This window comes from Salimicrobium salexigens (assembly GCF_900156705.1).
Classification (GTDB): domain Bacteria; phylum Bacillota; class Bacilli; order Bacillales; family Halobacillaceae; genus Salimicrobium; species Salimicrobium album.
The window spans coordinates 144,429-157,757 of sequence record NZ_FTOK01000006.1; the positions used below are offsets into that span (position 1 = coordinate 144,429).

11 protein-coding genes are annotated in these 13,329 nt (G+C 50.8%); 10 read left to right on the plus strand and 1 reads right to left on the minus strand.

Features of this window, described 5'->3' with window-relative positions:
* Positions 1-6 precede the first annotated feature (6 nt).
* The 4 genes from BW931_RS08855 to icmF all read left to right on the plus strand — a co-directional run bounded on the left by BW931_RS08855 (position 7) and on the right by icmF (position 6,046).
* Positions 7-1,146, plus strand: coding sequence for an acyl-CoA dehydrogenase (locus BW931_RS08855; RefSeq protein ID WP_008590510.1), 1,140 nt, complete (start codon positions 7-9; stop codon positions 1,144-1,146).
* 121 nt (positions 1,147-1,267) lie between these two features.
* Complete coding sequence (gene meaB / locus BW931_RS08860; RefSeq protein ID WP_076571659.1) at positions 1,268-2,218, plus strand: methylmalonyl Co-A mutase-associated GTPase MeaB; 951 nt, start codon at positions 1,268-1,270, stop codon at positions 2,216-2,218.
* A complete protein-coding gene (locus BW931_RS08865) occupies positions 2,205-2,822 on the plus strand; it encodes a TetR/AcrR family transcriptional regulator (RefSeq protein WP_008590508.1) in 618 nt (205 codons plus the stop codon). The genes meaB and BW931_RS08865 overlap by 14 nt, the downstream gene beginning before the upstream one ends.
* A 20-nt stretch (positions 2,823-2,842) precedes the next feature.
* On the plus strand, positions 2,843-6,046 hold the full coding sequence (gene icmF, locus BW931_RS08870) for a fused isobutyryl-CoA mutase/GTPase IcmF (protein ID WP_076571661.1): 3,204 nt from the start codon (positions 2,843-2,845) through the stop codon (positions 6,044-6,046).
* Between the two features lie 116 nt (positions 6,047-6,162).
* Here icmF and BW931_RS08875 read toward each other — a convergent pair whose 3' ends face one another.
* Complete coding sequence (locus BW931_RS08875; RefSeq protein WP_076571663.1) at positions 6,163-6,489, minus strand: hypothetical protein; 327 nt, start codon at positions 6,487-6,489, stop codon at positions 6,163-6,165.
* A 230-nt stretch (positions 6,490-6,719) separates the two neighbouring features.
* On the opposite strand from BW931_RS08875, the gene rpoE reads away from it, so the two are divergent.
* The 6 genes from rpoE (at position 6,720) to BW931_RS08905 (ending at position 13,303) form a co-directional block, all read left to right on the plus strand.
* Entirely contained in the window at positions 6,720-7,274 is a 555-nt protein-coding gene (gene rpoE / locus BW931_RS08880; RefSeq protein ID WP_076571665.1) for a DNA-directed RNA polymerase subunit delta, read from the plus strand.
* A 264-nt stretch (positions 7,275-7,538) separates the two neighbouring features.
* Entirely contained in the window at positions 7,539-9,134 is a 1,596-nt protein-coding gene (locus tag BW931_RS08885; protein WP_008590500.1) for a CTP synthase, read from the plus strand.
* Between the two features lie 271 nt (positions 9,135-9,405).
* Positions 9,406-10,053, plus strand: a complete 648-nt coding sequence (fsa, locus tag BW931_RS08890) for a fructose-6-phosphate aldolase (RefSeq protein WP_008590497.1) — start codon at positions 9,406-9,408, stop codon at positions 10,051-10,053.
* 34 nt (positions 10,054-10,087) lie between these two features.
* A complete protein-coding gene (locus BW931_RS08895) occupies positions 10,088-11,374 on the plus strand; it encodes a UDP-N-acetylglucosamine 1-carboxyvinyltransferase (RefSeq protein ID WP_008590495.1) in 1,287 nt (428 codons plus the stop codon).
* Positions 11,375-11,631: 257 nt separating this feature from the next.
* A complete protein-coding gene (rho, locus tag BW931_RS08900) occupies positions 11,632-12,909 on the plus strand; it encodes a transcription termination factor Rho (protein ID WP_008590492.1) in 1,278 nt (425 codons plus the stop codon).
* 148 nt (positions 12,910-13,057) lie between these two features.
* Positions 13,058-13,303, plus strand: a complete 246-nt coding sequence (locus BW931_RS08905; RefSeq protein WP_008590489.1) for a type B 50S ribosomal protein L31 — start codon at positions 13,058-13,060, stop codon at positions 13,301-13,303.
* Positions 13,304-13,329 lie beyond the last annotated feature (26 nt).

Genomic DNA, 13,329 nt, shown 5'->3' on the forward strand with positions numbered 1-13,329 from the left:
ACAGGTATGAACTTTCAATTGACAGAAGAACAGCAGATGCTCAAAAAAATGGTACGTGACTTCGCGGAGAATGAAGTAGAGCCGACAGCGGCGGAACGGGACGAAGAGGAAAGGTTTGACCGCAATATTTTCGATCAGATGTCCGAGCTCGGTCTTACAGGCATTCCGTGGCCGGAGGAATACGGCGGAATCGGATCCGATTTCGTAAGCTACGCGATTGCGGTGGAAGAACTCTCCCGCGTCTGTGCATCGACCGGTGTGACGCTTTCTGCCCACATCTCCCTTGCCAGCTGGCCGATTTACACGTTCGGAAACAAGGAACAGAAAGAAAACTTCCTGACACGTCTTGCCACAGGGGAAGCTCTTGGAGCCTATGCATTGTCCGAGCCGGGCGCAGGAAGTGACGTCTCCTCCATGCGTACTCAGGCGAAAAAAGACGGAGACGATTATATTCTGAACGGTAACAAAGTGTGGATCACGAACGGCGGCGTGGCGGACATTTACCTCGTTTTCGCCAAAACGGATCAGGATGCCGGCCATAAAGGCATCAGCGCTTTCATCGTGGAGAAAGGGACGGATGGTTTCACGTTCGGTAAGAAAGAGAAGAAACTCGGCATCCGTTCTTCCCCGACGACGGAACTTATTTTCGAAAACTGCCGCATACCGAAAGAGAACCTCCTCGGAGAAGAAGGGGAAGGATTCAAAATCGCTATGCAGACTCTCGATGGAGGACGGAATGGTATCGCTGCCCAGGCTGTAGGAATCGCCCAGGGTGCTCTCGATAAATCCATCGGCTATGCCAAAGAACGGGAACAGTTCGGCAAACCGATCGCCAAACATCAGGGTCTCTCCTTCAAACTGGCGGACATGGCGACAGACGTGGAAGCGGCCCGTCTGCTTACTTACCAGGCAGCTTTTCTCGAGTCGGAAGGAAAGCCGTACGCAAAAGCTTCCGCAATGGCGAAACTGTTCGCCGGTGACGCTGCAATGGAAGTAACGACAGAAGCCGTCCAGGTCTACGGCGGGTACGGGTATACAAAAGACTATCCGGTAGAGCGCTACATGCGTGACGCGAAGATCACTCAGATCTATGAAGGTACCAACGAAATCCAGCGTCTCGTAATCGGACGTATGGTCACCAGCTGATAGCGTAAGTTGTGCGCTCCCGTCTTCGCGGGGGCGACTGCTTTCGTTCAGTAAAAGGTCTTTCGGTACCGTAAACCGATTATAAGAAGTAAAAGTACCGGAATACAGAAAGGACGATTCGATGCATTCGCTGGCTGAAAGAATTCATAACGGAGATCGTCGGGCACTCGCAAGAGCCATTACGCTGGCAGAACGGGAAGACGAAGAAAAACTCACGCTGATGAGTGATATATTCTCCATTAAAAAACAGGCTCACTATATCGGTATTACAGGCTCTCCCGGCGCCGGTAAAAGCACGCTTATCAACGAGCTCCTTCATCTTCTCCGGGAACGGCATCTCAGTGTGGCGGTCATTGCCATCGATCCGACTAGTCCGTTCAGCGGAGGCTCGATTTTAGGGGATCGGACGAGGATGCACCAGCATTTCGTCGACCCCGGCATCTTCATCCGCAGTATGGCCACGAGAGGAAGTCTCGGCGGGCTTGCCAGGGCGACGAAAGACGCGATCCGTATGTGCGATGCTGCCGGTTTTGACATCGTACTTGTGGAAACAGTCGGAGTCGGACAGTCGGAGCTCGACGTGATGAAAGTGGTGGATACGACCGGGCTTGTACTTACGCCGAACAGCGGAGATATTCTTCAGATTTTCAAAGCCGGTATTATGGAAATCGCCGATCTGTTCGTTATCAACAAGGCGGACCTGCCGGACGTCGAGAAACTGAAACTTACACTCGAAGACTACATGATGATCGCCGATCCGAAAGGGTGGCAGCCGCCGATCGTCAAAACGGTATCGACGAAAAAGCAGGGTATTTTGAAAATGTGGGAGAAAATGAAGAAACACCGCATTTACCTCGAAGAAACGGCTTCCGGTCAGGAGAAAAAGCGGATGCAGCGGGAAATGGAAGTGTACGAGCTCATCCGTGAAGAAATATGGCGGGACGTCAGGCGCTGGATTGAATCCGGCGACCGCAGCAAAAATCTCGAGCTTGAGGATTATGATCCTTATGCACTCGCGAAACAGTGGTTCGGTGAATGGAAGCAGGAGGGGAAAGCCGATGGCGGGAAGTAAACAGGTTCCATCTTCCATTAAGAACAGGGCTCTCGTGGAGAAGAGGCGCCAGGAAATGATCCGCGGTGCTGTCTCTCTTTTCCGGGATAAAGGGTTCCACAAAACGACGACGCGTGAAATCGCGAAAGCGAGCGGTTTCAGTATCGGTACGCTTTACGAGTATATAAGGACGAAAGAAGATGTGCTGTTCCTTGTATGTGATTCCATCTACGAACAGGTGAATGAACGGATGAAAGAAGTGGTGGACACCTCCGTGCCGGACGGTGCTCCTCTTGAAGAAGCGGTCCGCTCCTATTTCCGTCTGATGGATGATCTGCAGGAGGAAGTAATCGTTCTTTACCAGGAAGTGAAGGCACTGCCGAAAGAGGCGAAAGATTATATCCTTGAGAAGGAACAGGAAATGGTGGCTATGCTGGAGGAATTACTGGCGTGCAGCCTTCCGGGAGCATCACGCGGTAAAATATCGGTCATTGCCAACAACGTGTTCGTGGAAGGTCAGATGTGGGGGTTCCGCAGATGGATTCTTCAGAGGTCCTTCACACTGGAAGAGTACATCGATCATCAGGTCAGTCTTTTGCTTGAAGGAGTTGCAACTTACAGATAGCCATAAAGGAGGAATTTATTGTGGAAGTATATAAACCGAAACATGCGGTGCGATTTGTAACCGCTTCCAGTCTGTTCGACGGTCACGACGCTTCAATCAACATTATGAGACGTATTCTGCAGGCGACAGGTGCCGAGGTTATTCATCTCGGGCACAACCGCTCTGTGGAAGACGTAGTCAACGCTGCCATACAGGAAGATGCCCAGGGGATTGCCATCTCCTCCTATCAGGGCGGTCATATGGAATACTTCAAATACATGATCGATCTACTGAACGAAAAAGGTGCAGAGCACGTCCAGACGTTCGGAGGAGGCGGGGGAGTCATTCTGCCCCGGGAAATCAAGGAGCTCCATGAATACGGAGTGACGCACATCTTCTCTCCGGAGTTCGGACGGGAACACGGCCTGCAGGGTATGATCAACAGCATGGTCGAAAAAGCCGACTTCCTTCCGCCGGTGAAAGATAACATGGATCTGGAAGCCGGGGACCCGGTTACGATCGCAAGAATGATCACGCAGGCGGAGAACGCAGATGAGAAAAAACTTGAAAGCTACCGGAAGCAGTGGCAGACGGATAAAGACGTACCCGTGCTCGGTATCACCGGTACCGGCGGGGCAGGGAAAAGTTCCCTGACGGACGAACTGATACGCCGCTTCCTGAATGAAGTACCGGATAAAAAAGTGGGGATTCTCTCGGTGGATCCGACGAAGAAGAAAACCGGCGGTGCTCTCCTCGGGGACAGAATCCGTATGAACGCCATCTTCCACCCGAACGTATACATGAGATCTCTTGCGACGAGAGAAGCGCGTACGGAGATATCGACAGCGGTGACGGACGCGGTACAGATTCTGAAAAGAGCAGGCTACGACTTCATCATCATCGAAACGAGCGGAATCGGTCAGGGGGATGCCGAAATTACGGAGATCACCGACCTTTCCATGTACGTCATGACCGCCGAGTTCGGGGCGCCGTCCCAGCTCGAGAAGATCGACATGATCGACTACGCCGACTTCATCACTATCAACAAATTCGAACAGAAAGGTTCGGAGGATGCGCTGAAACAGGTGAGAAAGCAGTATGAACGCAGTCACATGCTGTTCCACGAAGATCATGAATCGTTCCCTGTCTACGGCACCATCGCCAGCCAGTTCAACGACCCGGGGACGAACACCCTTTTCGCTGCCCTTCTTGATGAAATAAATGAGCGGTACGGCTGGGATACGGAAACGTCGCTTGAACGGGTATCCAAAGTCGAAAAGCAGAACGTTATCATTCCGAACGACCGGAAGCAGTACCTCCGGGATATCGCGAAAGAAGTGCGCGGCTATCATGAATTCACGGAAGATCAGGCAGAAAAAGCCCGCCAGTGGTACCAGCTCGAAGGCACGGAGAAAATCGTCGGCGAGAATGAAACCATCACGGGAGCGAAGAAAAAAGTAGTGAAAGAAATCAACGGCGAAGTGAAAGAAAAGCTCGAACATTGGGATACGCTCCATGAGAACTACTCAGGAGAAACGTTCACATACAAAGTGCGGGACAAGGAATTTACGATGGATCTGACGACAGAAAGCATATCCGGAACGAAAATTCCGAAAGTGGCCCTTCCGAAGTATGCGGACTGGGGCGACCGTCTCGAGTGGCTTCGGAAAGAGAACGTTCCGGGAGCTTTCCCGTTCACGGCCGGTGTATTTCCTTTCAAACGGAAAGGGGAAGACCCGACGAGACAGTTCGCCGGGGAAGGGACGCCGGAGAAAACCAACCGCCGGTTCCATTACCTCTCCGAAAACGAAGAAGCGAAAAGACTCAGTACCGCTTTCGACTCCGTAACCCTTTACGGGGAAGACCCGGGCGAGCGTCCGGACATCTACGGAAAAGTCGGGGAGAGCGGTGTGAACATCAGTACGCTCGAAGACATGAAGAAACTGTATGAAGGATTCGATCTCGTCGATCCGAAAACTTCCGTATCCATGACGATCAACGGACCGGCTCCGATCATCCTTGCCATGTATTTCAACACGGCTATCGATAAGGAACTTCGGAAATTTGAAGAGAAAGAGGGCAGGAAACCGTCTGCCGAGGAAGCGAAGCAGATCCGTGAAGACACAATCCACGTGGTGCGCGGAACGGTCCAGGCTGACATTTTGAAAGAGGACCAGGGACAGAACACATGTATCTTCTCGACAGAGTTCGCCCTCCGTATGATGGGAGATATCCAGCAGTACTTCATCGACCACGACGTGCGCAACTACTACTCCGTGTCGATTTCCGGGTATCACATCGCGGAAGCGGGAGCGAACCCGATTACGCAGCTCGCTTTCACGCTTGCAAACGGGTTCACCTACGTGGAGTACTATTTGAGCCGCGGTATGGACGTCGACAAGTTCGCACCGAACCTGTCTTTCTTCTTCTCGAACGGTCTGGATCCCGAATACAGCGTACTCGGGCGCGTCGCACGCCGCATCTGGGCAATCGTGATGAAGAATAAGTACGGAGCGAACGAGCGCAGTCAGAAGCTGAAGTATCACGTTCAGACATCCGGCCGTTCCCTGCACGCTCAGGAAATCCAGTTCAACGATATCCGTACGACGCTGCAGGCTCTGCTGGCTATCCAGGACAACTGTAACTCGCTTCATACAAACTCCTACGACGAGGCGATTACGACGCCGACGCAGGAATCCGTACGCCGGGCTATGGCGATCCAGATGATCATCAACAAGGAATACGGTCTTACGAAGAACGAAAACTCCCTGCAGGGGTCCTTCGTAATCAGAGAACTCACCGATCTCGTCGAAGAAGCGGTCATGCAGGAGTTCGAAAATATGAACGACCGCGGCGGAGTACTCGGGGCTATGGAGCGCCAGTATCAGCGTGGTAAGATTCAGGAAGAGTCCCTGTATTATGAAAGTAAGAAACATTCCGGTGAAATGCCGATCATCGGGGTGAATACGTATCTTAACCCTAATCCGCAGTCGGAAGAGGATATTGATTCGATGGAACTTGCCCGTGCCTCCACAGAAGAAAAAGAACACCAGATCAAAGAGCTTCGTAACTTCCAGAAGTCCAACGAAGATAAGGCAGAGGAAGCACTGAACAGACTGAAAGAAACGGCCAGTTCAGGCGGAAACGTGTTTGCCGAACTGATGGAAACCGTCCGCGTTGCAAGTCTCGGCCAGATTACCCACGCTCTTTACGAAGTGGGCGGTCAGTACCGCAGAAATATGTAAAAAACGGCAGGCGGGGAATGACGTAATTTTCATCCCCTATCCTTTTATGACAGCTTAAAAACAGAAATCCGAACATCAATGTTCGGATTTCTGTGTGTATCATGCAGTTTCTGTTGTCAGTGACCGCCGCCGGTGCTGTCATCATCGTGGGCCTGGTTGATGGAGACGACTTCGGGCTCTTTCTGCCCGTACCATTCATACGTGATTTCATATTTCTCCTCAGGTTCGATGAGCATCCACTGGCTGGAATCGGACAATTTGATATCTTTACCATCCGCGACGATATAATATTCGTCCTTTTCGTGATATTTTTCCGAGATGGTGGCTTCTTTAACATGTTCCTCATGAATGAGCCCGTAATTCATATAAAGCCAGGAAGGCACGAAAATCAGAATCAGGGCGATAATGACCCAGGTCACAGGGTGCAGTTCTTTAAGCTTCATCGGTCTCTCTCCTTCGTTCGATAGCTGTTTATATTGTACGGGAAAACGGGAGGGGATTCCAAAGAAATTTTCTGTTATTGATTTTTTTCTCCGTTCTTTTTATAATAAAGGGTATGGTTACAGTGAGAAACGTGTGTAATTGACGAAAAAAGCGAAAGTCTGTCCGGTCTCCTCCGCTTATGGAAGGGTAGGGACGGTCGGAACAGAATTGAGAAAAAGGAGTGCTGACGTTGAGTTTTGAAGAAATGACCCAACAACAGATAGACGAAACCTCTATGCTTGAAATGGCTTATACCATTCTGGAAGACGAGCATCAGACGTACGATTTCAACGAACTGTTCAAACAGATCGCCGACAGGAAGAAGTATACGAAAGCGCAGAAAGAAGAGGCCATCGCCCAGTTCTACACGGATATGAATCTTGACGGCCGTTTTACGACGACCGGTACGAACCACTGGGGACTTCGTAAGTGGTACCCGATTGAACAGATGGAAGAAGATATCGCCAACCTTCCGAAAATGCGCAAGAAGAAAAAGAAGAAGAAAAAAAAGAAGCCTTCCAAGCTGCTTGAAGATGAACTCGGCATTTCGGATTACGATGCCGACGAAGAAGACGAGAATACAGAGGAACTTGACCTGAAGGACGAAGAACTGGATCTCGAAGACGACGATGACTTCGAGGGCGATTATGAAGAGGACGACCTTGACGACGAAGAGGAAGAAATGGTAGATGAAGACACCAGCTTTATCGGCGACGAGGACGAAGAAGAAAAAGAAGAAAAGTAATTTTTTCCTGTTCTTGACTTTACAGGTGAACCTTTTTATAATTCTATGTGGGCTCTTAAAAAAGGACGACCTTAACAGAAGCTCCCCAATTACGATTGGGGAGCTTTTCTTTTTTGCAGGAGGTCCGGGACGTACCGGTTCCGGATTCCAGCAGGGAAGTATAACGGATTTTCTTCGGTGACGGGCGGTGCAACAGCCGCCCTTTCTATATTTATTCTGAAACAGAAGAAGTCATTACTAACAAACAAGGAAAGAGGGATGAACGTGACAAAGTACATTTTTGTTACCGGCGGTGTTGTATCTTCATTAGGAAAAGGAATTACGGCGGCATCACTGGGCCGTCTACTGAAAAACCGGGGGCTGAGCGTAACGATCCAGAAGTTCGACCCGTACCTGAACGTGGACCCGGGAACGATGAGTCCTTACCAGCACGGAGAAGTATTCGTAACGGACGACGGGGCGGAGACGGATCTTGACCTTGGTCATTACGAACGTTTCATCGATATCAATCTGAATAAGTTCTCAAACGTAACGACCGGTAAAGTCTACTCGAACGTGATCAAAAAAGAACGTCGCGGCGACTATCTGGGCGGTACGGTTCAGGTGATTCCGCATATTACGAACGAAATCAAGGAAAGGGTATATCGTGCCGGACACGAATCGAACGCAGATGTCGTCATCACGGAAATCGGTGGTACGGTCGGAGACATCGAGTCCCTTCCTTTCCTGGAAGCGATCCGTCAGATCAAAAGTGACATCGGCCGCGATAACGTCATGTATCTTCACTGTACTCTCGTTCCCTACATCCGGGCCGCGGGCGAACTGAAAACGAAGCCTACGCAGCACAGCGTGAAAGAACTGCGCTCCCTCGGCATACAGCCGGATGTGATCGTACTGCGTTCCGAAACGGAAATTTCCGATGATATGAAAGAGAAGATTTCCCTTTTCTGCGACCTGAAAAAAGAGGCCGTCATCGAAATGGTGGACGCGGAAACACTTTATGACGTTCCGCTTACGCTTCAGGAACAGAAGCTCGATCAGCTTACATGCGACCACTTCGGGCTGAACTGTCAGGCGGCTGACATGACGGAGTGGAATGAGCTTGTGGAGCGGGTCAAGCATCTGGAAGAGAAGCGTACGATTGCTCTTGTCGGGAAATACGTAGAGCTTCCGGACGCCTATATTTCCGTAGTGGAAGCACTGAAACACGCAGGCTACCAGCAGAACGCCGATGTGGAAGTGAAGTGGGTGAACGCTGAAGAAGTCACTGAGGACAATATCGGGGAACTCGTGGCGGATACCGACGGCATACTTGTGCCCGGCGGATTCGGCCACCGCGGCATCGAAGGGAAAATCGAAGCGATTCGCTACGCACGTGAAAATAAAGTACCATTCCTTGGCATCTGCCTCGGCATGCAGCTGGCAACGGTGGAATTCGCCCGTAACGTGCTGGGCTATAAGAACGCACACTCGGCGGAAATCGATCCGTCGACGAAAGACCCGATCATCGATCTGCTTCCGGAACAGAAAGATGTGGAAGATCTCGGCGGAACACTGCGCCTCGGTATCTATCCATCCCGTATTAAAGAAGATACGAAAGCGATGGAAGCATACGGGGAGGAAGTGATTTACGAACGTCACCGTCACCGCTTCGAGTTCAATAATCACTACCGTGAGGAGATGGAAGAGAAAGGATTCCTTTTCTCAGGCACCAGCCCGGACGGACGCCTTGTGGAAATCATCGAGGTCAAAGACCATCCGTGGTTCGTAGCCAGTCAGTTCCATCCGGAATTCAAATCCCGTCCGACACGCGCCCAGGAACTGTTCACCGGTTTCATCGGAGCGACGTTCAACGGGTAACATATAGTCAGGACACCGTCCCTTACTAAAGGGGCCGGTGTCTTTTTTTTATATTCGGGAGCTTTGGGAGAAATGAAAAAATTCTGATATGTAAGCGCTGATATACACGCGAGCTGTTGCACCTTTATAAACGTACTGGTATTCTTAGAAGTATCAGTTCAAGCCCTGCCGGGGTGACGGAACGACAGTCTCTCCGCCGGTTTGGCAGGTGGAACAAAAGAGTGTTCCATATTTTGAAAACGCAATCACACTTATAAGGGGGAAATCAGTTATGAAATTTTTCATTGATACTGCAAACATAGACGAAATAAGGGAAGCGAATGCCCTCGGGCTGCTTTCGGGTGTGACCACCAACCCTTCCCTGGTAGCGAAAGAAGGTGTTTCCTTCCACGATCGTCTCCGTGAGATCACTTCGGAGGTGGACGGGTCTGTCAGTGCGGAAGTCGTTTCTGAGGACGTGGACGGTATGATGAAAGAAGCCAAGGAACTGGCTGCAATCGCCCCGAACATTACGGTGAAAGTTCCGATGACGATGGAGGGACTGAAAGCGGTGAAGCAACTTTCAGACCTGAACGTAAAAACGAACGTCACTCTCGTTTTCTCTGTGAATCAGGCGCTTCTTGCAGCGCGTGCCGGCGCTTCCTACGTGTCCCCATTCCTCGGTCGTCTGGATGATATCGGCCACAATGGTATGGATCTGATTGCGCAGATTGCTGAAGTTTTTGACCGTCACGCCATCGACACGGAGATTATCGCAGCTTCCGTTCGCCACCCGATGCACGTCCACGAAGCAGCTTTGAACGGGGCGCATATTTCGACGATTCCTTTCAAAGTCCTTCATCAGCTCGTGAAACATCCGCTCACCGATCAGGGGATCGAGAAATTTCTGAACGACTGGAACAGTGCTCAAAATAAATAAGTTGCACAGGAATGTGTAAAGTGAGGAGTCCGATATGCATAAACTAATGATAGAAGGCGGCAGGCCTCTGGAGGGGACCCTTCGTGTCAGCGGAGCGAAGAACAGTGCCGTAGCTCTGCTTCCGGCAGCCATCCTGGCTGAATCACCGGTGACCATCGAAGGCCTGCCGGATATTTCGGACCTTGAGACGCTGAGCGGACTGCTCCGGGAGATCGGCGGGGAAGTGACCGAAGAGGGAAGAACCATTCACATCGACCCTTCCGGAATGGCTCCTCTCGCACTTCCGAATGGCCGGGTGAAGAAATTGCGGGCTTCCTATTATTTCATGGGAGCAATGCTCGGACGTTTCAACAAAGCCGTACTCGGGATGCCCGGAGGCTGCCATCTGGGTCCCCGTCCGATCGACCAGCACATTAAAGGTTTCGAAGCACTTGGAGCGGAAGTCACGAATGAACAGGGCTCCATCTGTATCCGGGCCGAGAAACTGAAGGGTGCACGGATTTACCTGGATATGGCCAGCGTCGGTGCCACGATCAATATTATGCTTGCAGCCGTAAGGGCCGAAGGGAAGACGCTCATCGAAAATGCGGCGAAAGAACCTGAGATCATTGACGTCGCCACCCTTCTGTCCAGCATGGGAGCGAATATCAAAGGGGCGGGGACCGACGTGGTCCGTATCGAAGGTGTCGAACATCTTTCCGGCTGCCGGCACACGATCATTCCGGACCGCATTGAAGCAGGGACGTACGCGATTCTCGCATCGGCTCAGGGGAACGGGGTCATCCTTGATAACGTCATCCCCCAGCACCTCGACTCCCTGCTGGCTAAACTGAGGGAGACGGGGGTGACGATTGAAGAGAAGGATGATCAGCTGTACATACGTCCGCCTGAAACATATAAGAGTGTGGATGTGAAAACGTTCGTATATCCCGGCTTTCCGACCGACCTGCAGCAGCCGTTCACTTCACTTCTGACGAAAGCCGAAGGCAGTGCGGTGGTAACTGATACTATTTACCCGTCCCGGTTCAAACATATCGATGAATTGAGACGGATGAACGCCAAAGTGAAAGAGTATGAAGGGTATGCAATTGTGGAAGGTCCGGTCCCTCTTCAGGGGGCCCGGGTCCGGGCTTCCGATCTTCGTGCCGGAGCGGCGCTCGTTATCGCCGGCCTGATGGCTGACGGGGTGACAGAGATTCGCGGCGTCGAACACATCGAGCGCGGTTACGAAAATATGGTGGAGAAACTGAACAGTATAGGTGCCAATATGTGGTACGAAGAAATCAGCGAAACGAAGCAGGAGCAGTTCCAGAAGTACTGACGAAACTCAAGAGGGGTACGCTTACCCTTTTGAGTTTTTTATTATGAAAAGCATTTTTCCACCCCGATTTTTTAAGAAGTGCGTCAAACCTCCTATTGAAGTGAAGATGTGATAAGATGTAAACTGAATATGTTTTAAAGACACCTGCCTCGGTAAGCTTCAGAACAATCACTCCAGCACCTTCTCTATATTTCTTCAACATTCATAAGCTGTCGAGACATTGTACGGATTCAAAAATTAATTAAAGTGGTGATTTTGTGGCGGAATTGAACATTTCCAGCTTGGAAACATTGAAATTGAAAGAACTCTATGACAAGGCACGTGAATACAAAGTGTCCTATTACTCCAAACTGACAAAGCGTGAACTTATATTTGCCATCCTGAAAGCACAGGCCGAAAAGGACGGCTATCTATTCATGGACGGCATTCTCGAAATCATCCCTTCGGAAGGTTTCGGTTTCCTGCGGCCAATCAACTACTCCCCGAGTGCGGAGGACATCTATATTTCGGCTTCCCAGATAAGAAGATTCGATTTAAGGAACGGGGACAAAGTCTCCGGTAAAGTCCGCCCGCCGAAGGAGAACGAACGGTACTACGGCCTGCTGCACGTGGACGCAGTGAACGGGGAAGACCCGGACTCCGCCAAGCAGCGGGTACACTTTCCGGCGTTGACCCCGCTCTATCCGGATCGTCACATGAATCTCGAAGTGGCGCAAAATCAGCTGGCAACGAGGATCATGGATGTAATGGCTCCTGTCGGGTACGGCCAGCGCGGGCTTATCGTCGCTCCGCCGAAAGCCGGGAAAACGATGCTTCTGAAGCAGATGGCGAACAGTATAGCCAAAAACCATCCCGACTCGAAACTGATCATTCTTCTCGTCGACGAGCGTCCGGAAGAAGTGACGGATATCGAACGTTCGGTAGCTCCGGATGTGGATGTAGTCTCCTCCACGTTCGATGAAGTGCCGGAGAACCATATCAAAGTTTCGGAACTGGTCCTCGAGCGGTCGATGCGTCTCGTGGAACATAAACGGGACGTGATTGTACTGATGGACAGTATCACTCGTCTTGCCAGAGCTTACAACCTGGTGATTCCGCCGAGCGGGCGCACGCTTTCAGGTGGTATCGATCCTGCTTCTTTCCACCGTCCGAAAAGGTTCTTCGGAGCCGCGCGTAACATCGAAGAAGGCGGCAGTCTCACCATTCTTGCTACGGCTCTGGTGGATACCGGTTCGAAGATGGACGACGTCATTTATGAAGAATTCAAGGGCACCGGTAATATGGAACTTCATCTCGACCGCAATCTGGCGGAGCGAAGGATCTTCCCGTCGATCGATCTGAAACGGTCCGGCACGCGAAAAGAGGAACTGCTTCTTTCGAAAGAACAGCTGGAGAAAATGTGGGCGATCCGTCAGGCGATGACGAGCTCCCACGATTTCTACGAACGCTTCCTGCGCCGCATGAAGAAATCGAAAGACAACCGTGAATTCTTCGACGTGATGGATAAGGAGATGAATCAGACATCTAAAAAGTAAAGCCTGCAATCACAGGTTGCATTACAGACAGCGACCTGCTATAATCACTCTATGTGAGTTTCAGTCAAGGGACAGATTACACCCGAAACGGCTCTTACAATAACTCTGTGCTGAAAAAGGGCTCAGGGCAAAAAGGAGTGGAAGAGTAATGAAAAAAGACATTCATCCAGAATACCAGAAAGTTGTATTCCTAGACACAAGCTCTGATTACAAGATTCTTACAGGATCTACTCAGACTTCCGATGAGACGATCGAATGGGAAGACGGTAACTCGTACCCGTTGATCCGTGTAGAGATCAGCTCTGCATCTCATCCGTTCTACACAGGTAAACAGAAAGCGGACAAAGCTGGTGGCCGTGTAGACCGTTTCAAGAAAAAATACAACCTTTCCTGATCGTTTTGGGAAGTTTACAGAGAACA

What these genes read in the sequence shown, in the direction of transcription:
- BW931_RS08895 (WP_008590495.1), top strand. Translation starts at nt 10,088, where the DNA reads ATGCATAAACTAATGATAGAAGGCGGCAGGCCTCTGGAGGGGACCCTT.
- meaB (WP_076571659.1), top strand. Translation starts at nt 1,268, where the DNA reads ATGCATTCGCTGGCTGAAAGAATTCATAACGGAGATCGTCGGGCACTC.
- BW931_RS08865 (WP_008590508.1), top strand. Translation starts at nt 2,205, where the DNA reads ATGGCGGGAAGTAAACAGGTTCCATCTTCCATTAAGAACAGGGCTCTC.
- BW931_RS08905 (WP_008590489.1), top strand. Translation starts at nt 13,058, where the DNA reads ATGAAAAAAGACATTCATCCAGAATACCAGAAAGTTGTATTCCTAGAC.
- fsa (WP_008590497.1), top strand. Translation starts at nt 9,406, where the DNA reads ATGAAATTTTTCATTGATACTGCAAACATAGACGAAATAAGGGAAGCG.
- BW931_RS08875 (WP_076571663.1), bottom strand. Translation starts at nt 6,489, where the DNA reads ATGAAGCTTAAAGAACTGCACCCTGTGACCTGGGTCATTATCGCCCTG.
- BW931_RS08855 (WP_008590510.1), top strand. Translation starts at nt 7, where the DNA reads ATGAACTTTCAATTGACAGAAGAACAGCAGATGCTCAAAAAAATGGTA.